The sequence below is a fragment of the Ramlibacter sp. genome (assembly GCF_028292805.1).
Lineage (GTDB): Bacteria > Pseudomonadota > Gammaproteobacteria > Burkholderiales > Burkholderiaceae_C > Ramlibacter.
The window spans coordinates 1-20,757 of record NZ_JAQGLS010000129.1 but is presented as its reverse complement, the minus strand read 5'-3'; the positions used below and the strand labels follow the sequence as shown (position 1 = coordinate 20,757).

Below are 20,757 nucleotides of genomic sequence, written 5' to 3'. Positions count from 1 at the left end.
ATGTGCGGCGCTGAACTCCAGTCCCTGCCCGAAGGCGTGCGGCGCGTCGCGCGCGCGTTGCAGGACAAGGGCCATCCGCACTCGCCCGTGATGCTGGACGCCGCCGCCCGCACCGCGCAGCAGGCCGCCGACGCGCTCGGCATCGGTGTCGGCCAGATCGCCAAGAGCATCATCTTTCGCCGCAAGGCGGACGATGCGGCGGTGCTGGTGATCACCTCCGGCGACCGTCGCGTCGACGAAAAGAAGGTCGAGGCGCTGGTCGGCAAGACCGGGCGTGCCGACGCCGACTTCGTCAAGAGCCGCACCGGTTTCTCGATCGGCGGCGTTTCGCCGATCGCCCATGCGCAGCCGCCGGTGACGCTGATCGACCGCGAGCTGTTCCGCTTCGAGGAAATCTGGGCCGCCGCCGGCCATCCGCACGGTGTCTTCAAGCTGCGCCCGGCCGACCTGGAGCAGCTGACCGGCGCGCCGGTGGCCGACGTCGTGCAGCGGCCGGCAAAATGAGCGCCGCCCGGCCGCCCGAACTCGCTCGCCCCCTGCGCTTGCGCAGGGGGAAGGAGCAGGCCGCGCAGCGGGCAGTCCTGGGGCAGGTTGTCCAATGACGCCGGCCGCCGAATTGCTGCTGGAGACGGCGCGCGAGCTGCGCGCCGGCCAGCCGGTGCCGTCGCCCTGCATCTCGATCTGCCGGCTGGACGCCGACAGCGGCCTGTGCGAAGGGTGTTTCCGCACGCTGGACGAAATCACCGCCTGGAGCGGCATGCCCGATGCGCAGCGACGCGTGCTGTGGCTCGAACTCGAACGGCGTGCGCGAGGAGGCCCCGGATGAAGCACATCACCTGCTGGTTCGATGTCATCTCGCCGTTCGCCTACCTGGCGTTCGAGCAGTTGCCGCAGGCGCTGCAGGGCCTGAGCCACCGCGTGGATTACCGGCCCGTGCTGTTCGCCGGCCTCCTCAAGCACCACGGCCAGCTCGGCCCGGCGGAGATCGAGACCAAGCGCGACTGGACTTGCCGGCAGGTGCTGTGGCTGGCGCACACGCATGGCATTGCCATGCGGATGCCGGCGACGCACCCGTTCAATCCGCTGCCCTTGCTGCGGCTGGCGCTGGCTTGCGGCAGCGACGGCCTGGCCAATCGCTACGCCTGCGAGACGGTGTTCCGGCACGTCTGGCGTGGTGGCGAGGACGCCGCCGACGCCACTCGCCTGCAGGCGCTGCAACAGCACCTGCAGCCATCGCGGGATCCATCCGCCGACGAGGTCAAGTCCCAACTCAGGGCCAACACCGCAGCGGCGCTGGCGCGCGGCGTGTTCGGCGTGCCCACCTTCGAGGTGGACGGCAAGCTGTTCTGGGGCTTCGATGGCTTGCCGATGTTGCGGTCCTGCCTGGCGGGCGATGCATGGTTCGAATCGGGTGCGTGGGAGCAGGCGCGGGCAATTCCCTCGGGCACCGCGCGACCGCGCTGAAGTTCCTCTTGGCCACATGGTGAAGGGGGCCGCGCCCAAGTTCACCCTGGTTCGCCAGCGCGCGGGAACTAGGCCCGGCCCGCCAGCCGCGCTGGCAGCAGCCGTCGGAAGGCCGGCACCAGGCCATCCAGGCGGTGCTGCGCCTGGGCCTTGCAGTGCTGGCTGGCCACCATCTGGAAGATCGCCTCGCGCAGCAACCACAGGTCCTGGCCGCAACCGGCCGTGTGCAGGCGCCAGCGCAGGCGCTCGCAGTCGAACCCCTCGCAGTCGTCCAGCAGCGCCAGCAACTGGTGGCGCACGGTCTCGACGCCGGCTTCCGGGGCAGGAATGGGCAGATCGAGAGGCTGGCTCTGCAGCCGGTGAGGTCGGACGGCCATGGGGGAGGAAGGCGGCGGCGAGGGTTACAGGTTCCGGGCTGCCAATGGCAGGCGGCGTAGGACGTGGTCTGCCGCCGGCGTCGGACGCCTGGAGATGACCCCAGGCCGGCGTCGATGCCAAGCCATCCCTAGAATCTTCCGCCTTGCTCTCCAGAAGGCCTTCCATGTCCCAGGGAACGATCCGCATCCGCGGCGCCAGACAACACAACCTCAAGAATCTCGACCTCGACCTGAACACCGGCGAGCTGACGGTGGTGACCGGCCCCAGCGGATCGGGCAAGTCGAGCCTGGTGTTCGACACCCTGTATGCCGAAGGCCAGCGCCGCTACGTCGAGACTTTTTCGGCCTATGCCCGGCAGTTCCTCGACCGGATGGACAAGCCGGCGGTCGACCGCGTCGAAGGCGTGCCGCCGGCGATCGCCATCGACCAGACCAACCCGGTCCGGTCCTCGCGCTCCACCGTCGGCACCATGACGGAGCTGAACGACCACCTGAAGCTGCTGTACGCGCGCGCCGGCCAGCTGTTCGACCGCAAGACGGCGCTGCAGGTGCGGCACGACTCGCCCGAAACCATCTACGAACAGCTGACGGCGCGCACCAAGGACGGCGACCCGCGGCTGGTGCTGACCTTTCCGGTGGAACTGCCGGCGGTGGCGACGGCGGAAGAAGTGGAGCAGTGGCTGTCCGCCAGCGGCTTCACCCGGGTTCAGGCCGAACGCGTGGTGGAGACGGCGACCGGGGCGCGCAAGGTGCTGGACGTGGTGGCCGACCGCTTCCGTATCCAGGGCGTGGAGAAGGCGCGGGCGATCGAGGCGATCGAGGTGGGCCTCAAGCGCGGCAGCGGCCGGCTGACGGTGTATGCGGGCGCCGACGAGGCGCAAGAGGTGTGGAAGTTCTCCACCGGCCTGCATTGCCCCGAGAGCGACATCCGCTACACCGACCCGGTGCCGTCGATGTTCTCGTTCAACTCGCCGGTGGGCGCGTGCGAAACCTGTCGCGGCTTCGGCCGGGTGATCGGCGTCGACTACGGGCTGGTGATCCCGAACGACAAGCTGACCTTGCGCGCCGGCGCCATCAAGACCTTCCAGACGCCGGCCTGGTCCGAGTCGCAGGAAGACATGATGCGGCACGCCGAGGCGGCCGGCATTCCGCGCGACACGCCCTGGTCGCGCCTGACGGCGACGCAGCAGCACTGGGTGGTCCACGGCGTGGCCGGCTACCGCGACGGCGAGTGGAACAAGAAGTGGTATGGGGTCAAGCGCTTCTTCGAATACCTGGAGAGCAAGGCCTACAAGATGCACATCCGGGTGCTGCTGTCCAAGTACCGCAGCTACACCCCGTGCGAAGTGTGCGGCGGCGCCCGCCTGAAGACCGACAGCCTGCTGTGGCGCCTGGGCGGCAAGGACGACGCCGACGCCGTGCTGGCGCCGGACAAGCGCTTCATGCCGGTCGGCGCGGAGTGGACGCGCGAGCAGCTCGAGGCATTGCCGGGCCTGAGCCTGCACGACCTGATGATGCTGCCGATCGACCGCCTGCGAAAGTTTTTCGCCCGGGTCGAACCGGAGGCCGAGGCGCACGCCGGCGGTGGCGAGCTGCAAGCGATGAAGCTGCTGTTCGAGGAAATCAACACCCGGCTGAAGTACCTGGTGGACGTCGGCATCGGCTACCTGACACTGGACCGCCAGAGCCGCACCTTGTCCGGCGGCGAGGTGCAGCGGATCAACCTGACCACGGCGCTGGGCACCTCGCTGGTCAACACGCTGTTCGTGCTGGACGAGCCCAGCATCGGCCTGCACCCGCGCGACATGCACCGCATCACGCAGGCCATGCACCGGCTGCGCGACGCCGGCAACACGCTGGTGGTGGTGGAGCACGATCCGGCGGTGATGATCGCGGCCGACCGCATCATCGACATGGGCCCGGGGCCGGGCGAGCGCGGCGGCCAGATCGTGTTCGACGGCACCACCGAGCAGCTGCGCGACGCCGACACGCTGACCGGCGCCTACCTGGGCGCGCGCAAGCACGTGGGCATGGGCTTCAAGCGGGCGGTGACGCAGGCGACGCCGCGGCTGGTGCTGGAAGGCGCGCGCGAGCACAACCTGCGCAACCTGTCGGTGGAGTTCCCGCTGCAGCGGCTGGTGGTGGTGACTGGCGTGTCCGGCTCGGGCAAGTCGAGCCTGGTGCAGGACATCGTCGCGCCGGCGCTGCTGCGCCACTTCGGCCGCTCGACCGACACGCCGGGCCGGCACGACCGGCTGCTGGGCGCCGACCACCTGAGCGACGTCGTCTTCGTCGACCAGTCGCCGATCGGCAAGACGGCGCGTTCCAACCCGGTCAGCTACGTCGGCGCCTGGGACTCGCTGCGCGAGATCTTCGCCACCTCGCCGCTGGCGCGCCAGCGCGGCTACACCGGCTCCAAGTTCAGCTTCAACTCCGGCGACGGCCGCTGCCCCACCTGCGGCGGCTCCGGCTACGAGCACGTGGAGATGCAGTTCCTCTCCGACGTCTACCTGCGCTGCCCCGACTGCGACGGCAAGCGCTATCGCCCGGAGATCCTGGAGGTGCACATCGAACGCCAGCCGATCGGCGCGGTGCAGCCGCGCAAGCTGAACGTGGCCGACGTGCTGGACCTGACGGTGAGCGAGGCGGCCTCGCTGTTCGCCAACGACCGCGACGTGATCCGCGCGCTGCAGCCGATCGTGGACGTCGGCCTGGAGTACGTGAAACTGGGGCAGCCGGTGCCGACGCTGTCGGGCGGCGAGTCGCAGCGGCTGAAGCTGGCCGGCTTCCTGGCCGGCGCGGCGCGCACCGCCAGTTCCAGCCGCCAGCGCATGGCCACCAAGGGCACGCTGTTCCTGTTCGACGAGCCGACCACCGGCCTGCACTTCGACGACATCGCCAAGCTGATGCGGGCGCTGCGCAAGCTGCTGGAGGCAGGCCACTCGCTGGTCATCATCGAGCACAACCTGGACGTGATCCGCTCGGCCGACTGGCTGATCGACCTGGGGCCGGAAGGCGGCGACGGCGGCGGCCTGCTGGTGGCCCAAGGGCCGCCGGAGGAAGTCAAGCTGCACCCGAGCTCGCACACGGCGAAGGCGCTGCGCGAGTACGACGGTGCGCTGGGGATGGTGTCGGAGGCTTCGCCTTCCTCCCTCTCCCGCTCGCGGGAGAGGGCCGGGGCGAGGGCAGCCCGGCCCAACGCCATCCAGATCGTCAACGCCAAGGAGCACAACCTCAAGTCGCTCTCGGTCGACATTCCGCACAACAAGTTCACCGTCGTCACCGGCGTGTCGGGCTCGGGCAAGTCGACGCTGGCATTCGACATCCTGTTCAACGAAGGGCAGCGGCGCTACCTGGAGTCGCTGAACGCCTACGCCCGCAGCATCGTGCAGCCGGCGGGCCGGCCCGAGGTGGACGCGGTGTACGGCATCCCGCCCACGGTGGCGATCGAGCAGCGGCTGTCGCGCGGCGGCCGCAAGTCCACCGTCGGCACCACCACCGAGGTGTGGCACTTCATGCGGCTGCTGTACGTCAAGCTGGGCGTGCAGCATTGCGTCAATGATGGCGCCGAGGTGCGGCCGCAGAACCCCGACACCATCGTGGCCCAGATCATGAAGCGCTACCGCGGCCAGCACATTGGCCTGCTGGCGCCGCTGGTGGTGAATCGCAAAGGCGTCTACACCGAGCTGGCCGACTGGGCCCGGCCGCGCGGCTACACCCACCTGCGGGTGGACGGCGGCTTCCTGCCCACCACCGGCTTTCCGCGCATCGACCGCTTCAAGGAGCACACCATCGAGCTGCCGGTGTGCGACCTGGATATCACGCCGGCCAACGAGGCGCTGCTGCGCGAGAAGATCACCGTGGCGCTGGAACACGGCAAGGGCGTGCTGCACGTGCTGGCGCCGCTGGACGGCCTGAAGGCGGCCTTTCTCGGCGGCATCGGCCTGCAGGACGCCGTTGGCAAGGTGGAGGTGTTCTCCACACTGCGCGCCTGTCCGGTCTGCGCCACCAGCTATCCGGAGCTGGATCCGCGCCTGTTCTCGTACAACAGCAAGCACGGCTGGTGTCCCGATTGCGTCGGCACCGGCGTCAAGCTGACGCGCGACCAGCGCAAGGCCTTCGACGACACGCTGTTCGCGGCGGAAGACAAGGGCCGCGAGCAGACCTTCGCCGAGCCGGAGGTGGAAGACCTGACCGACGAAGTCTGCAGCTGCTGCCAGGGCTCGCGGCTGAACCCGCAGGCGCGCGCCGTGCGCTTCGACAAGACCGGCATCGCCGATGTCGCCGCGCTGTCCGTGCGCGACGTGCGCCGCTGGATCGAGAGCCTGCAAGTCAAGGGCGTGCTGAGCACGCGCGAGGAGGGCATCGCCCGCGACCTGATCCCCGAGATCCGCTCGCGCCTGGAGTTCCTGGAGGAGGTGGGGCTGAACTATCTGACACTGGACCGCGGCGCGCCGACGCTGTCAGGCGGCGAAGCCCAGCGCATCCGGCTGGCGGCGCAGCTCGGCTCGAACCTGCAGGGCGTGTGCTACGTTCTTGACGAGCCGACCATCGGCCTGCACGCGCGCGACAACCAGATCCTGCTGGACGCGCTGCACAAGCTTTGCAGCAAGGGCAACACGCTGGTGGTGGTGGAGCACGACGAAGACACCATCCGCCGGGCCGACCACATCATCGACATCGGCCCCAGCGCCGGCAAGCGCGGCGGCCGGCTGGTGGCGCAAGGCTCGGTGGAGCAGCTGACCCAGGCGAAGGAGTCGCAGACCGGCCGCTACCTGCTGCATGCGATGCGGCATCCGCTCAAGCCGCGGCGTGAGGTGGGCGCCATGGACGCCGTGCAGCCGGTGGAGCGGCCGATCTACGAGTCGACCAAGGACAAGGCAAAGAAGGCCAAGGCCCTCATCAAGCGGCTGGCCAAGGGCGCGCAACCTGCGGCGGCAAGCGAGGAGGTCGTGGTGGCCCCGCCGCCGCAGCGCTTTCTGCGCCTGCGAGGCGCCGACCTGCACAACCTGGACGACGTCGACGTCGACGTGCCGCTGCAGCGGCTGGTGGTGGTCACCGGCGTGTCGGGATCGGGCAAGTCGACGCTGGCGCGCGACGTGTTGCTGCACAACGTGCAGGCCGCCGTGCAGCAACGCTCGACCAAGGCCGGCCGCGACGCCGACGACGCCGGCAAGCGGCCCAAGTGGAGCGGCTGCAAGTCGGTCGACGGCTACCAGGTGCTGGACCGCGTGCTGGAAGTGGACCAGACGCCGATCGGCAAGACGCCGCGTTCCTGCCCGGCGACCTACATCGGCTTCTGGGACACCGTTCGCAAGCTGTTCGCCGATACGCTGGAGGCGCGGGCCCGCGGCTATGGTCCGGGCCGCTTTTCCTTCAACACCGGCGAGGGCCGCTGCCCGCTGTGCGAAGGGCAGGGCGTGCGCACCATCGCCATGAGCTTCCTGCCGGACGTGAAGATCCCGTGCGAGGCCTGCCGCGGCGCCCGCTTCAACCCTGAGACGCTGGCCGTCAGCTGGCGCGGCAAGAGCATCGGCGACGTGCTGCAGATGGAGGTCGACGAGGCGGTGGAGTTCTTCGCTTCCATGACCAACATCAGCCACCCGCTGCAGCTGCTGCGCGACGTCGGCCTGGGCTACCTCACGCTGGGGCAGCCGTCGCCCACCCTGTCGGGCGGCGAGGCGCAGCGGATCAAGCTGGTGACCGAGCTGTCCAAGGTGCGCGACGACGTCACGCGGCGCGGCCAGAAGGCGCCGCACACGCTGTACGTGCTGGACGAGCCCACGGTGGGCCTGCACATGGCCGACGTGGAAAAGCTGATCCGCGTGCTGCACCGGCTGGTCGACGGCGGCCACAGCGTGGTGGTGATCGAGCACGACCTCGACGTGATCGCCGAGGCCGACTGGATCATCGACCTGGGCCCGGACGGCGGTACCGCCGGCGGCAAGGTGGTGGCGGCGGCGCCGCCGGAGGAAGTGGTGGCGCTGGGGACGCACACGGGGGTGGCGCTGGCTGACGTGCTGGCGCGCACCTGACCTGTGATCCCGGCCGGACCCGGATCCACGGCAGCGTGGCAGGCGGCCCGGTCGCCGGCTTTGGACGGCGCAGCGACGACTACCTGGGCGTGGGGCGAGAACCTGGCCGGCGCGGGACTGGCTGCGCTGTTCGTGTTCGAGGGTTGCGATGCGGTGGCGCAGGTGGGGCGCACACCTCAACGTCTTCAAAGCTGGTTGAATGGAAGAGCGCGCGCTGCGCATGGTGGTGGTTGAGTCGGTCGCGTCCGACATGCGGCGGTGGATCGCTCCCACGCTGCCGTGGCGCCTCTGCCTTAGCCTCGAACACCCAGCTAACTCACGAGGCCGTTCCCATGAAAAGATCCTTCCCATCCGTCTTTGCCGCGGTCACCGCCGCCGTCATGCTGGCCGCCTGCGGCGGCAGCGGGGGCGACAGCGACTTCGTGTTCGAGGACGAGAATCCCGAGGCCAGCAACCGCAGCGGCAGCGTGGCGGTGGCCGGCTCCGCGACTGCCGCCCTCAATGGCGTCTACGCCAGCAACAACGTGTTCCTGAACGCCGTCGAAAAGGTCAACCCGATCGGCAGCGATCCCGAACTGTGCCGCTTCCGGTTCTCGCGCCTCGAGCAGGCCGGCACCGCCCGGGTGATCAGCGGCGACGTGCGCTACCAGCCGGGCACGCCGACCATCCGCGTGATGTTCATTGCCATCAACAACGTCGACTACAGCCTGGTCGAACCGGCGGGCACCGTGGACCGCGTCAACGATGAAATCGACCTGGCCGGCGCGCGCTTCAGCACCGGCGCGGGCGGCGACACCATCACGCTGACCGGCAGCATCCCGATGCGCGACAACCGCCCGCAAGGCTGCTGAGTCCCTGTCCCGCAGGTTACGCCCCCCGGGCGAGTCCTGATTGCCGCGGCGAAGGCGGCACGCTCCAATGCGTGCTTCCTTCCCCGCAGCCATTCCAGGAGCACCGATGCGCCGTCGCCATCTCGTCCAGCTCGCCGCCGCCATGCTGGCCGTCGCCAGCCTGGGCGCGCAAGCCCAGTCGTTCCCAAGCAAGCCGATCCGCCTGGTCATCGCCTTTCCCGCCGGCGGGCCGACCGACATCACGATGCGCCAGCTGGCCGATAACGCCGGCAAGATCCTGGGCCAGCCGGTGATCATCGAGAACAAGCCGGGCGCCGGCGGCACGCTGCCGGCGCAGCAGCTGCAGACCGTGCCGGCCGACGGCTACACGCTGGCGCAGATCCCGCTGGGCGTGTTCCGCCTGCCCTACACCACCAAGATCGCCTGGGACCCGGTCAAGGACATCAGCTACGTGCTGAACGTCACCGGCTATGCCTTCGGCATCGTGGTGCCGGCCGACAGCCCGATCAGGAACTGGGCCGACTTCGTCGCCTACGCCAAGGCCAACCCTGGCAAGCTGAGCTACGGCTCTACCGGCACCCTGACCAGCCCGCACCTGACGACGGAGCTGATCGCGCAGAAGCTGGGCGTCCAGCTCAACCACGTGCCTTACAAAGGCAGCGCCGACTTGGCCGTCGCCATCACCGGGGGCCACATCATGGCGGCCGCCGATTCCACCGGCTTCGCGCCGCTGGTGCAGGCCGGCAAGCTGCGCGTGCTCAACACCTGGGGCGAGAAACGGCTGGACAAGTTTCCCGACGCGCCCACGCTCAAGGAGCTGGGGCTGGACATCGTGCAGAACTCGCCGTTCGGCATCGGCGCGCCGCGCGACACGCCGCCCGACGTGACCAAGAGGCTGCACGACGCCTTCAAGAAGGCCATGGAGGATCCCAGCTACGTGGCGGCGCTGGCGCGCTACGACATGCTGCCCAACTACATGGACCAGCAGCAGTACGCCCGCTTTGCCCAGGAAACCTTCCGCACCGAGAAGGCGTTGGTCGACAAGCTCGGCCTGGCCAAATAAAGACACGGGCGGCGGCGCCGCGGGCGCGGGCTTTGGCATGATGTGCTTCCACAGACCATGGCCAACATCCCGCACAAGCCCCTGGTGTGGCTGCCCGCCTGCCACCGCCACCTGGACCTGTCCGATCCCGGTGGCTACACCGTGCTGGCCGACCGCTATGCGGCGGCGGTGACGGCGCTGGGGCTGCAGCCCGTGCTGTTTCCCATGGCCGAAGCCGGGGACGTGGCGGCGCTGCTGCCGCTGGTGGACGGCGTGCTGCTCACCGGCTCGCCGTCCAACGTGGAAGCGAGCCATTTCGGCGCCACCGCGCTGCCCACCGACCTGCTCGATCCGCGCCGCGACCAGCTGACCATGCGGCTGGTGCGCGAAGCGCTCAAGCTCGGGATGCCCTTGCTCGGCGTCTGTCGCGGCCTGCAGGAGATGAACGTGGCGCTTGGTGGCAGCCTGCACCAGACCTTGCACGACCAGCCCGGCCTGATGGACCACCGCGAGCCGGAGGACGAAGACCTGGCGGTGCAGTTCGGCGAGCGGCACGAGGTGCTGCTGGAGCCGGGCAGCGCCTTCGCCGCCTGGGCCGGCAGCACCCGCGCCTTCGTCAATTCGCTGCATGGCCAGGGCATCAAGCGGCTGGGCGAAGGGCTGGTGGCCGAGGCGCGCGCGCCCGACGGCCTGGTGGAGGGCGTGCGCGTGCTGGGCTCGCCGGCTTTTGCGTACGGCGTGCAATGGCACCCGGAATGGCGCCACCAGCAGCATCCGTTCTACGAGCGCACGCTGCAGGCCTTCGCCGCCGCCTGCCGGGCGCACTGCGGAGCGAAAGCCGCGGGATGAACGCGGGCGCGCAGGTGCCGAGCGTCTGGGTGGTGGCCAGCCACCGCATCCTGCTCGGTGGTTCCGACAGCAACGTGCACCCGCACCTGTACGGGCAAGAGCCGGCGCGGCCCGGGTTCGAGTTCGACACCGGCGCGATGCGCTGGCGCCCCAGCTGATCCTGCTGGCGCTGCAGCGGCGCGTGCCGGTCCTGGGCTTTTGCCGCGGCTCGCACGATCTCCATGTCGCGCTCGGCGGCAGCCTGCACCAGTGGCTGCGCGAGCTCCCTGGCAGCGTCAAGCACTGGGAAGATCCCGACGAGGAACTGGACGAGGCCTGCCGGGAACGCCACTTCGTCACGGCCGTGCCCGGCGGCGAACTGGAAAGCATCGCGCGGATGGGGCGCTTTCCGGTCAGCTCGCTGCACTCGCAGGGCGTGAACGTGCTTGGCGCCGGCCTGGTGGCCGAGGCGCACGCCGACGACGGGCTGGTGGAGGCCTTCCGCTGGCACGACGCCAGCCTGTTCGCCTGGGGTTTCCAGTTCCATCCCGAATGGGGCTGGCGCTGGCATCCGGCTTACGGCCGGATCATGCAGTCCTTCGTGCAGGCCTGCCGCTCTCAGCGCGCCGACAAGATCGCGGCCGCCACTTGCGCGAACCCGGCTCCGCGCTCGCCCGGCGTCACGTAGCGCGGCTTGTGCGTCAGTTGCTGTTCGAAGCGGCGGATGTTGGCTACCCCCACGCTGTGGCGGAAGTGCTCGAACATCAGCACGTCGTTGGTCGAGTCGCCGATGTAGACCCAGCGCTCCAGTTCGGCGTCCAGGTCGCGCTCCAGCAACTGGCGCACGATCCAGCGCGCGCCGTACAGCTTGTGGTGTTCGCCGTACCAGCCGTTGACGTGGATCGAGCTGACGGTGGCGTTCATGCCCTCGCTGCGCATCAGCTGCAGCACCCGCTCGATGCCGTCCGCCGGCAGCCGGGTGAATTCGCTGTGGTCGATGGCGATATCGGTCTCGCGCCCGGCGCTGTCTTGCGACAGCCTGGCGCCGGGCACTTCACGCTCGATGCGGCGGCCCACGTCCTGCATGCGCGCGAAGTTGGTCGCCCGGGTGCCAGCATCCTGCACGTACAGCTTGCGCAATGCCTTGCCGTCACTCTCGTGCACCAGGGCCACGGCGCCGTTTTCGGCCACGATGGCGTCCACCGGCCACTGCGCGACGAACGGCTCGCTCCAGCCGACCGGCCGCCCGGTGATGGGGATCACGTGCAGGCCGGCGGCGCGCAGCGCGGCCAGCGCCTGCAGCGCGTCGGGCGTGACGGCGCCTTCGGTGGTGAGGGTGTCGTCGATGTCCGTCAGCACGCCGACGATGCCCGCGCGCTCGCTGGCCGGCCAGGCGGCCAGCGGCAGCATCTGCTGGCGCGGCGCGCTCAACGCTGGTCCCGCAGCAGCCGACCGGCCCAGGCGGGGCGGGTCGGCTGGCGCGCCGGCGTGGCTGCGAGCGAGGCGCTGGCGCTGCGCTGCGCCGATCGGACCGAAGCGGCCGGGCAGGCGCCCGTGTCGGCATGCGCCAGCGCCGCCCGCAGCAGCGGATCGCGGCTGCTGCCGGCGGCCGTGTCGGGATCGTCCTCGACCCGGCAGGTGGGCTGGAAGCCGGCCGTGTAGCCGCTCGAGCCCTTGGCGTTGGCGCCCTCGAACTCGATCGGGAAATAGGCATGACCGCAGTTGTCGCGGCGGCTGAAGCCGTACGGCTTGCCGCAGGTGGTGTCGCCCACCAGGATCACTTGCACATCGATGCCGCGCAGGCCGTTGACGATGGACTCGCTGGACGAGCAGGTCTGGCCCGAGGCCAGCACGTACACGCGCGGCAGGTCCAGCTGCGGCAGCCGCGAGCCGCCGGCGTACTGGGTCTCCGCGAACTGCAGCCGGCTGGAAAAGCGCAGCGTGCTGGCGGCCGTGAGGTCGGCGCGCTGGTCGTTGTAGCGCAGCTGTTCGAACACCTTGTCCTCGGCCGCGGGGCCGGCCACCATCGAGGCGGCGGCCAGCGCGACGTAGAGGAAGCCGCCGGAATTCAAGCGCAGGTCCAGCACCAGGTCCTGCACCGCTTCGTCGCGCAGCTGGCGAAAGGCCGTGATCAGGTCGTCCTGGGCGCCGGCGTCGTGGTGGTTGAACTGCAGGTAGCCGGCCCGCCGGCCGCCCGGGCTGTCGACGACGCGGGTGACCGGCACCGCGTCGGTGTGGTCCTTGAGCACGTCGCCAAGCCTGTTGCCCTGGCCGGTCGGCAGCACGGTGCTGTAGCGGTCCTTGGGCAGGCCGTTGGCGTCGGGCGTGCGCACCAGCAGGGCGTCGAAGTAGTCGGGGAGGTTGGCGTAGAGCGCCGGGTCCACCTCGCGGATCTCGTCGTACCAGAGGTAGGTCTCGCCCAGGTAAGCCCGCGCGAACTGCTTTTGCCCTTCCAGCGTGCACACGCCGGCGAAGCTGGCCGAGGTCGTCGCGCCGCCACCGCCGGCCTCGCCACCACCGCCGCCGCCGCCACAGGCAGCCAGCAGCAAGGCGGACGCAGCAAGCGCGGCGAGGGCGGGGCGGGCGAGCAGCTGGCGCATGGCAGTCTCCGGCTCAGCCCTTGTCCTGCAGCGACAGACCCGCGTGTTCGCGCAGCAGGTGGAAATGGATCTTGGGGAACCGCTCCTGGGCCAGCCGCACGTCGTACGGCGAGGTGCACAGGAAGGCTAGCGCGTTGGCCGCGTCCAGCGCCATCCGCTGCGGGTAGGCCTCGACGAAGGCCTTGAGCTCGGCCGGGGTGTCGGCGGTGATCCAGCGCGCCCCGGTGTACGGACAGCCTTCCAGCCGCACGTCGCAGTCGTACTCGGCCTTCAGGCGGTGCTGCACCACCTCGAACTGCAGCTGGCCGATGGCGCCCAGCAGCATCGGGCCGCCGATCTCGGGGCGGAACACCTGGATCGCGCCTTCCTCGCCCAGCTGGGCCAGGCCCTGCTGCAGCTGCTTGGTGCGCAGCGGGTTCTTCAGCACCACCACCATGAACAGCTCGGGCGCGAAGAATGGCAGCCCGGTGTACTGCAGGCTGACGCTGCCGTCGGTGATGGTGTCGCCCAGCTGCACGCCGCCGTGGGTGGTGAAGCCGATGATGTCGCCGGCATAGGCTTCGTCGACGGCTTCGCGCCGCTGCGACAGGAAGGTCACCACCGAGGTGGGGCGCAGCTCCTTGGAGGTGCGCTGGACCTTCAGCTTCATGCCGGGCGTGTACTTGCCCGAGGCCATGCGCACGAAGGCGATGCGGTCGCGGTGCGACGGGTCCATGTTGGCCTGCACCTTGAACACCACGCCGGAGAAGGCCGGATCGTCCGGCTGCACGATGCGCTCGACCGGCTGCCGGTTGACGATGGTGGTGCTCTTGCGCGACTGCGGCGGCGGCGCCAGCTCGACCAGCGCGTCCAGCACCTCCATCACGCCGAAGTTGTTGACGGCGGAGCCGAAGAACACCGGCGTCTGCTTGCCGGCCAGGAAGGCGGCGCGGTCCCAGGTCGGCGAGGCGCCGGCGGCCAGTTCCATGCTCTCGGCGGCGGCGTCGTACTCGGCGCCAAAGCGGCGTTGCAGTTCCGCCGGGTCGGACAGCGGGACGGCGTCGAAGTCCTGCGGCAACCGCTCGCTGCCCGACTCGAACACCGTCATGGTCTGGCGGCGCAGGTTCATGATGCCGCCGAAGGTCTTGCCCTTGCCGACCGGCCAGGTCATGGGCACGCAAGGCATGCCCAGCTCGCGCTCGACCTCGTCGAGGATGTCGAGCGGCTCGCGCACCTCGCGGTCCATCTTGTTGACGAAGGTGATGATCGGCGTGTCGCGCTGGCGGCAGACCTCGATCAGCCGGCGCGTCTGCGCCTCCACGCCGTTGGCCGCGTCGATCACCATCAGCGCGGCGTCGACGGCCGTCAGCACCCGGTAGGTGTCTTCGGAAAAGTCCTTGTGGCCGGGCGTGTCGAGCAGGTTGACCACGTGGTCGCGGTACAACATCTGCATGACCGAGGAAGCCACCGAGATGCCGCGCTGCTTTTCGATCTCCATCCAGTCGGAGGTGGCGTGGCGCGATGCCTTGCGGCCCTTGACGGCGCCGGCGATCTGGATCGCGCCGGAGAACAGCAACAGCTTTTCCGTCAGCGTGGTCTTGCCCGCGTCGGGGTGGGAAATGATGGCGAAGGTGCGGCGGCGCCGCGTTTCGGCGGCCAGGGGCGATGCGGACAAAGGGAACTCCGGGGAAGGCGGACGGCTGGGCTGGCAAGCGGCCGCGTCTGACCCTCTATTGTGCCGTGCCGTCGTATTCTGGGCGGATGCCCCAGGACAAGTCCGACCTCACCCTGGAGATCGCCGGGCGCCAGGTGGTGATCTCCAGTCCGGCCAAGCTGCTGGTTCCACAGGCCAAGGTCAGCAAGCTCGACCTGGTGAAGTACTACCTGGCGGTCGCCGAGGGCGCCTTGCGCGGCGCGGGCGGGCGGCCCTGCGTGCTGGTGCGCTACCCGAACGGCACCGGCGAGGAATTCTTCTTCCAGAAGCGGGCGCCGGCCAAGCGGCCGGACTGGCTGGAGGTGGCCGAGATCAAGTTCCCTTCGGGCCGCAGCGCCGAGGAGGTGGTGCCGCGGCACCCGGCGGACCTGGCCTGGATGGCCAATCTGGCCTGCCTGGAACTGCATCCGCATCCGGTGCGGGCCCAAGACCTGGACCATCCCGATGAGCTTCGGGTCGACCTCGATCCAGTGCCCGGCGTCGAATGGCCGCAGATCGTGGAAGTGGCGCGGGTGGTGCGGGCCACGCTGGACGAGCTCGGCCTGGTGGGCTGGCCCAAAACCTCCGGCTCGCGCGGCATCCACGTGCTGGTGCGGATCGCGCCGCGCTGGAGTTTCGACGAGGTGCGGCGGGCCGCGCTGGCGCTGGCGCGCGAGGTGGAGCGGCGCGCGCCAGCCATGGCGACAGCCAAGTGGTGGAAGGAGGAACGCCACGGCGTCTTCGTGGACTACAACCAGAACGCCAAGGACCGGACGGTCACGTCCGCCTACTCGGTGCGGCCCAGGCCCGATGCGAGGGTTTCGGCGCCGGTGACCTGGGACGAACTGGGCGCCTGCAACCCGGCGGACTTCACGCTATGGACGATGCCCGGGCGCTTCGCCGCCATCGGCGATCCGCATGCCGGCATCGACGCCGCGCCCCAGTCGCTCGAGCCGCTGCTGGCGCTGTCGACCAGCCAGGAGGCGCAGGGGCAGGGCGACGCGCCGTGGCCGCCGCACTACAAGAAAGGCGCCGGCGAGCCGCGCCGGGCCCCGCCGTCGACGGCCACCGGCCGGCGGGTGCCGAAGAAGCCGCTGATCGAGGTGGCGCGCGCCGAGCGCGAGGCGGATGCGGTGGCCGCCGCCGAGGAATGGAAGGCCAAGCACCCGCAGGCAGCGGCGCACCTGGAGCCGGCCGACGTGCTGCTGGACAAGATGCGCGGCAGCTCGTCGCTGTGGTATCGGGTGCGCATCAACCTGGAGCGGGTGCCGGTGCAATTGCGGCCGAGGGGGAAGGGGGTGGGGTAGGCGGTCGACCCTGTCGGTTTGCTCGGGCATGTTGTATCGTGAGCCTCTGGTGCGGGCACACGGAGGACGTGACGATGACTGCATCATCCAGCGGCAACCGCCGAAGGGTCGCAGGCTTGTTCAGCGACGACAAGAGCGCGTGCGCCACTACGAAGCAGGCATCCAGGATGGAGGGGTCATGATGATGGTCCAAGCCCGCTGCGATGAAGATGCACGGCAGATCGAGCAGCAGTGGCAGGCGCTCGGCGGCCGCGACGTCTTTTGTTGCTAGGCGGCTCGCCGCATGGGCTGGGGTGACTATTCACCGGCGTGCCTACGTGCCGATCCGGCGCCGGGGATATTGCCTCGCACCGGCGCTGGACGGTCCGCAACTCGCGCTCACCTTCGCCGCCGTCACGCTCAGGCTCCGGGTCCCGATGGCCGTAGCGGCCGGCTTCCCGTTCGATCGGGGCGATCCGGTCATTGCGTGGCTGCTGGGTGCCCAACCTGGTGCTGGCGCAAGCCATGTTCCAGCAGGTTAATCTTCGCAGCCATGCCCAATGACCAACTCGTCGTCCAACTGCCGCTGTCCGAAGGGACGGATTTCGACCGCCTGCTGCACGTGGAGGAGACCCTCATGAACGCGTTCACCCGCGGCGAAGTCGCCCAGGTGGACGGGCATGACATGGGAGCGGGCGGCTTCAACATCTTCATTTCCGTCAACGGCGACCGGGAGGCCGCGCTGGCGAAGGTCGAGGAATGCCTGACCCGGCGCGGCGTGCTGGAGCAGGCGCGCATCGCGCGGCGGTCTGCCACGGGCGAGGGCTACGAGGTGATACGCCCGCGCGGCTTGGCGGGCGCGTTCGCGCTCTAGCCATGCCGCCTGCATCCACGATCCACCGCTGCGCCTGGGCCAATGGCGACGACGCCCAGAAGCCACCATCGCGGCCGCGCGGATCTACTGCGACATGCTGGCGCGCGGCGAAGACTTCGCCGACTTTTGCTGGTCATTCACCGGCGGCAAGGTGTTGTGCGGCGACGGCCGCAGCCTGCCCGCCAGCACGCCCAAGTCCGGGGAGATCTCGAACGAGCTGAAGCGCCGCGGCTTCAAGTTCGTTGGACCGGTGATCGTCTAGGCCTGGATGCAGGCGGTGGGCATCGTGGACGACCACGCGCTCGCCTGCTTGCGGCGCAAGCGTCAGCTCGTGGACGCCTTCGCGCCGAACACCTTGGCCAGCTCGAACGGCGTCGTCACCTCCAGCTGGTCGTAGCGGCAGTCGCTGGCCGGCTTGTCGTCGCGCCAGCGCAGGAAGATGGCGGCGTGGCGAAAGCGCTCGCCTTGCAGGTGGTCGTACTTGACCTCGACCACCCGCTCGGGCCGCAGCGGCTCCCAGCCCAGATCCTTGCCGGCGCTCCAGCGGCTTTGCGCGCCGGGCATGCGCTGGCTGTCGTCACTGGTGACGGCCCAGTCTTTCCAGGGATGGTTCTCCAGCGCGCCCTCGCGCAGCGGCGCCAGCTCGGTGGCCAGTTGCTCGCGCATCGCCATCGTGAAGGCCGAAGTCACGCCCACGTGGTGGAGCGCGCCAGCCTCGTCGTAGAGGCCCAGCAGCAGCGAGCCGACCGCGTCGGTGCGCTCCTTGTACCAGCGGAAACCCGCCACCACGCACTCGGCGCTGCGCACGTGCTTGATCTTCAGCATGGTGCGCTTGCCGGGCATGTAGGGCGCGTTCTCCAGCTTGGCGATCACGCCGTCCAGGCCCGCGCCTTCGAACTGCTGCAGCCATTGCTCGGCCTGCGCACGATCGCGCGTCATCGGCGTCAGGTGCAGCGGTGCCTTTGCCTTGCCCAGAAGGCGTTCCAGCCGCGACCGGCGTTCGGCCTGCGGCAGCTCCATGGTGGACTTGCCGCCGGCGCCCAGCAGGTCGAAGGCAACGAAACTGGCCGGCGTCTCCTTGGCCAGCCGCACGACGCGGGAGGCCGCGGGGTGCAGGCGTTGCTGCAAGGCGTCGAAATCGAGGGTGCCGTTGCGGGCGACGACGATTTCGCCATCGAGCACGCAGCCCTTGGGCAGCGCCTCGTGCAGCGCCTTCTCCAGCTCCGGAAAGTAGCGGTTCAGCGGCCGCAGGTCGCGGCTTTGCAGGTAGGTCTGCTCGTTGCCGCGGAAGACCAGGGCGCGAAAGCCATCCCACTTGGGTTCGAACAGGAAGCCCTCGTCGGTAGGCAGGGATTCGGCGACCTTGGCCAGCATGGGCTCGATCGGGGCGGTGGGGAATGCGGACATCCCGCGTTTGTAACCGCTGCGGGCACCCTGGTGGCGCGGCAAGGCCAATTGGATGGCAATGTCCCCGCCTCGTGCTGTCCGTTGGCTCTCCACTTAGAATCAGGGTTAACCCTAGGTGGCCAACCCGGCTGCCGACGCCCCGGCGGCACGACCCGCCGCCGGCCGGGGACGGCCGCCCACCCGGCGGCCGCACAGCGTCAGCCGCCGTTCCGCAGCCCCGGGGCGGCTCGCCTGCCGCGCGCATCCGGCGCCCGCGCCGGTCCCCGTACTCCGCATTTCCAGGGAATCCACCATGCAGGCCCTCGTCCGCCTGAGCCATTTCGTCGGCAAGACTTTCGCCATCTGGGTGCTGCTGTTCGCGGTGCTCGCCTTTTTCGCCCCGGCCCAGTTCCGCTGGATCGCGCCCTGGATCGTTCCGCTGCTGGGGGTCATCATGTTCGGCATGGGCCTGACCCTGTCGAAGGACGACTTCCGCGAAGTGCTGCGGCGGCCGGTCGACGTGCTGATCGGCGTGCTCGGCCAGTTCATCATCATGCCGGGGCTGGCCTGGCTGCTGTGCCAGGCGCTGGCGCTGCCGCCGGAAATCGCCGTCGGCGTGATCCTGGTCGGCTGCTGCCCGGGCGGCACGGCTTCCAACGTGATGACCTTCCTGGCCCGCGGCGACGTCGCCCTGTCGGTGGCGATCACTTCGGTCACCACCTTGCTGGCGCCGGTGGTGACGCCGGCCCTGATCTACCTGCTGGCCAGCCAGTGGCTGGAGGTCAGCGCCGCGGCCATGTTCTGGTCGATCGTGCAGGTGGTGGTGCTGCCGATCGCGCTCGGCGTGGTGGCCCAGTCGCTGCTGCGCGACAAGGTCAAACTGGCCGTCGGCATGCTGCCGCTGGTGTCGGTGGTCGCCATCGTCGCGATCGTGGCGGCAGTGGTCGCGGCCAACCAGCCGCGCATCGCCACCAGCGGCCTGCTGATCTTCGCCGTCGTGGTGTTGCACAACGGCCTGGGTCTGCTGCTGGGCTATTGGCTGGGCAAGCTCACCGGCCGCAGCATCGCCAAGCGCAAGACCCTGGCGATCGAGGTCGGGATGCAGAACTCCGGCCTCGGCGCGGCCCTGGCGGCGGCCCACTTTTCGCCGCTGGCGGCGGTGCCCAGCGCGATCTTCAGCGTCTGGCACAACATCTCGGGCGGGCTGGTGGCGACGCTGTTCCAGCGCTTCGAGAACAGCCCGGAAGATGCGCGCCTGGAGCGGTCGCAGGCCGGCGAGCGGGCCGGCGCCTGACGATTTTCGTTGTCGTCGCGCGGGCGGGTCCAGGGCTTTCATCTGACGCGGCGAATATGCGGCAGCACTGGACTCGCGACTGCGCGGGGATGACGGCGAGCGGGTAGAATCGCGCCCAACCGAGGAGCGTTGCAGCGTCCACCATGGACGCGAGGCTCGGAATTCCATGCAACGACGCTCACCCACTCTTCTGTGCGGTGAGCCCCCCAGAACAGTGGCTGACTCGAAACCCCTGCTTTTGGAGCCCTCCATGAACGCCGTTCTCAAGCCCGTTGCCAGCAACGACTGCGCCATTGCCGACCTGTCGCTCGCCGACTGGGGCCGCAAGGAAATCCGCATCGCCGAAACCGAGATGCCCGGCCTGATGGCGATCCGCAAGGAATTCGCCGCCAGCCAGCCGCTCAAGGGTGCCCGCATCACCGGCAGCCTGCACATGACGATCCAGACCGCCGTGCTGATCGAGACGCTGCAGGCCCTGGGCGCCACCGTGCGCTGGGCTTCCTGCAACATCTTCTCGACCCAGGACCACGCCGCCGCCGCCATCGCCGCCGGCGGCACGCCGGTGTTCGCCATCAAGGGCGAGTCGCTGCAAGACTACTGGGACTACACCCACCGCATCTTCGACTTCGGCGCCAAGGGCAGCGAAGGCGAAGGCCCGAACATGATCCTGGACGACGGCGGCGACGCCACGCTGCTGATGCACCTGGGCCAGCGCTGCGAGTCGGACCTGTCCCTGATCGACACCCACTCCAGCGAGGAAGAGCGCATCCTCTACGCCGCCATCCGCGCCAAGCTCAAGGAAGACCCGACCTGGTACAGCCGCAAGGCCGCCCAGATCATCGGCGTGACCGAAGAGACCACCACCGGCGTGCACCGCTTGAAGGAAATGAGCGCCAAGGGCACGCTGCCGTTCCGCGCGATCAACGTGAACGACAGCGTCACCAAGAGCAAGTTCGACAACCTCTACGTCTGCCGCGAATCGCTGGTGGACGGCATCAAGCGCGCCACCGACGTGATGATCGCCGGCAAGGTGGCCGTGGTGGCCGGT

The 20,757-nt window shown here is 69.5% G+C and carries 19 protein-coding genes and 1 riboswitch; of the genes, 14 read left to right on the top strand and 5 right to left on the bottom strand.

The window, feature by feature from the left end; all coding sequences use genetic code 11:
* The 3 genes from JWP65_RS07665 to JWP65_RS07655 all read left to right on the top strand — a co-directional run bounded on the left by JWP65_RS07665 (position 1) and on the right by JWP65_RS07655 (position 1,464).
* On the top strand, positions 1–504 hold the full coding sequence (locus tag JWP65_RS07665; RefSeq protein ID WP_299762310.1) for a YbaK/EbsC family protein: 504 nt from the start codon (positions 1–3) through the stop codon (positions 502–504).
* A 94-nt stretch (positions 505–598) separates the two neighbouring features.
* The gene (locus JWP65_RS07660) at positions 599–826 is read left to right on the top strand and encodes a DUF1289 domain-containing protein (protein WP_299762307.1); all 228 of its coding nucleotides are present in this window, start codon (positions 599–601) and stop codon (positions 824–826) included.
* Positions 823–1,464 carry a 2-hydroxychromene-2-carboxylate isomerase gene (locus tag JWP65_RS07655; protein ID WP_299762305.1) on the top strand — a complete coding sequence of 214 codons (642 nt, stop codon included), beginning with the start codon at positions 823–825 and terminating at the stop codon, positions 1,462–1,464. Before JWP65_RS07660 ends, JWP65_RS07655 begins: the two co-directional genes overlap by 4 nt.
* A 68-nt stretch (positions 1,465–1,532) precedes the next feature.
* Here the strand turns inward: JWP65_RS07655 and JWP65_RS07650 are convergent, their stop codons facing one another.
* Positions 1,533–1,841: a hypothetical protein gene (locus JWP65_RS07650; protein ID WP_299762302.1), complete on the bottom strand. Its 309-nt coding sequence runs from the start codon at positions 1,839–1,841 to the stop codon at positions 1,533–1,535.
* A gap of 164 nt (positions 1,842–2,005) precedes the next feature.
* Here JWP65_RS07650 and uvrA point away from each other — a divergent pair, with 164 nt between their 5' ends.
* The 6 genes from uvrA (at position 2,006) to JWP65_RS07620 (ending at position 11,285) form a co-directional block, all read left to right on the top strand.
* On the top strand, positions 2,006–7,876 hold the full coding sequence (gene uvrA / locus JWP65_RS07645; RefSeq protein WP_299762299.1) for an excinuclease ABC subunit UvrA: 5,871 nt from the start codon (positions 2,006–2,008) through the stop codon (positions 7,874–7,876).
* Positions 7,877–8,208: 332 nt separating this feature from the next.
* Complete coding sequence (locus tag JWP65_RS07640) at positions 8,209–8,727, top strand: hypothetical protein (protein WP_299762296.1); 519 nt, start codon at positions 8,209–8,211, stop codon at positions 8,725–8,727.
* A gap of 106 nt (positions 8,728–8,833) precedes the next feature.
* Positions 8,834–9,790 carry a tripartite tricarboxylate transporter substrate binding protein gene (locus tag JWP65_RS07635; RefSeq protein ID WP_299762293.1) on the top strand — a complete coding sequence of 319 codons (957 nt, stop codon included), beginning with the start codon at positions 8,834–8,836 and terminating at the stop codon, positions 9,788–9,790.
* A 57-nt stretch (positions 9,791–9,847) separates the two neighbouring features.
* Entirely contained in the window at positions 9,848–10,618 is a 771-nt protein-coding gene (locus JWP65_RS07630; protein ID WP_299762290.1) for a gamma-glutamyl-gamma-aminobutyrate hydrolase family protein, read from the top strand.
* Positions 10,615–10,776 (top strand): hypothetical protein, encoded by a 162-nt coding sequence (locus JWP65_RS07625; protein ID WP_299762336.1) that lies wholly within the window; start codon positions 10,615–10,617, stop codon positions 10,774–10,776. Before JWP65_RS07630 ends, JWP65_RS07625 begins: the two co-directional genes overlap by 4 nt.
* Positions 10,761–11,285, top strand: coding sequence for a gamma-glutamyl-gamma-aminobutyrate hydrolase family protein (locus JWP65_RS07620; RefSeq protein ID WP_299762334.1), 525 nt, complete (start codon positions 10,761–10,763; stop codon positions 11,283–11,285). Before JWP65_RS07625 ends, JWP65_RS07620 begins: the two co-directional genes overlap by 16 nt.
* Here the strand turns inward: JWP65_RS07620 and JWP65_RS07615 are convergent.
* Genes JWP65_RS07615 through JWP65_RS07605 form a run of 3 tightly spaced genes read right to left on the bottom strand, consistent with a single transcriptional unit; the run spans position 11,216 to position 14,851 of the window.
* The gene (locus tag JWP65_RS07615; protein WP_299762332.1) at positions 11,216–12,007 is read right to left on the bottom strand and encodes an HAD family hydrolase; all 792 of its coding nucleotides are present in this window, start codon (positions 12,005–12,007) and stop codon (positions 11,216–11,218) included. The genes JWP65_RS07620 and JWP65_RS07615 overlap by 70 nt on opposite strands.
* 17 nt (positions 12,008–12,024) lie before the next feature.
* On the bottom strand, positions 12,025–13,197 hold the full coding sequence (locus JWP65_RS07610; RefSeq protein ID WP_299762287.1) for a S41 family peptidase: 1,173 nt from the start codon (positions 13,195–13,197) through the stop codon (positions 12,025–12,027).
* A gap of 13 nt (positions 13,198–13,210) precedes the next feature.
* Positions 13,211–14,851 carry a peptide chain release factor 3 gene (locus JWP65_RS07605; RefSeq protein WP_299762284.1) on the bottom strand — a complete coding sequence of 547 codons (1,641 nt, stop codon included), beginning with the start codon at positions 14,849–14,851 and terminating at the stop codon, positions 13,211–13,213.
* Between the two features lie 86 nt (positions 14,852–14,937).
* Here JWP65_RS07605 and ligD point away from each other — a divergent pair, with 86 nt between their 5' ends.
* The 3 genes from ligD (at position 14,938) to JWP65_RS07590 (ending at position 17,291) form a co-directional block, all read left to right on the top strand.
* Positions 14,938–16,176, top strand: coding sequence for a non-homologous end-joining DNA ligase (gene ligD / locus JWP65_RS07600; RefSeq protein WP_299762281.1), 1,239 nt, complete (start codon positions 14,938–14,940; stop codon positions 16,174–16,176).
* A 532-nt stretch (positions 16,177–16,708) separates the two neighbouring features.
* Positions 16,709–17,029 carry a hypothetical protein gene (locus tag JWP65_RS07595; protein WP_299762278.1) on the top strand — a complete coding sequence of 107 codons (321 nt, stop codon included), beginning with the start codon at positions 16,709–16,711 and terminating at the stop codon, positions 17,027–17,029.
* A gap of 13 nt (positions 17,030–17,042) precedes the next feature.
* The gene (locus JWP65_RS07590; protein WP_367280485.1) at positions 17,043–17,291 is read left to right on the top strand and encodes a DNA-3-methyladenine glycosylase I; all 249 of its coding nucleotides are present in this window, start codon (positions 17,043–17,045) and stop codon (positions 17,289–17,291) included.
* Between the two features lie 62 nt (positions 17,292–17,353).
* Here JWP65_RS07590 and JWP65_RS07585 read toward each other — a convergent pair whose 3' ends face one another.
* Positions 17,354–18,436, bottom strand: coding sequence for an ATP-dependent DNA ligase (locus JWP65_RS07585; protein ID WP_299762275.1), 1,083 nt, complete (start codon positions 18,434–18,436; stop codon positions 17,354–17,356).
* Positions 18,437–18,728: 292 nt separating this feature from the next.
* Between JWP65_RS07585 and JWP65_RS07580 the strand changes: the two genes are divergently transcribed.
* Both JWP65_RS07580 and JWP65_RS07575 read left to right on the top strand, forming a co-directional pair.
* Positions 18,729–19,709, top strand: a complete 981-nt coding sequence (locus JWP65_RS07580; protein WP_299762272.1) for a bile acid:sodium symporter family protein — start codon at positions 18,729–18,731, stop codon at positions 19,707–19,709.
* A 115-nt stretch (positions 19,710–19,824) separates the two neighbouring features.
* Positions 19,825–19,896, top strand: a riboswitch (S-adenosyl-L-homocysteine riboswitch).
* Between the two features lie 63 nt (positions 19,897–19,959).
* The coding region (locus JWP65_RS07575) for an adenosylhomocysteinase (RefSeq protein ID WP_299762269.1) at positions 19,960–20,757 on the top strand (798 nt) is incomplete at its 3' end.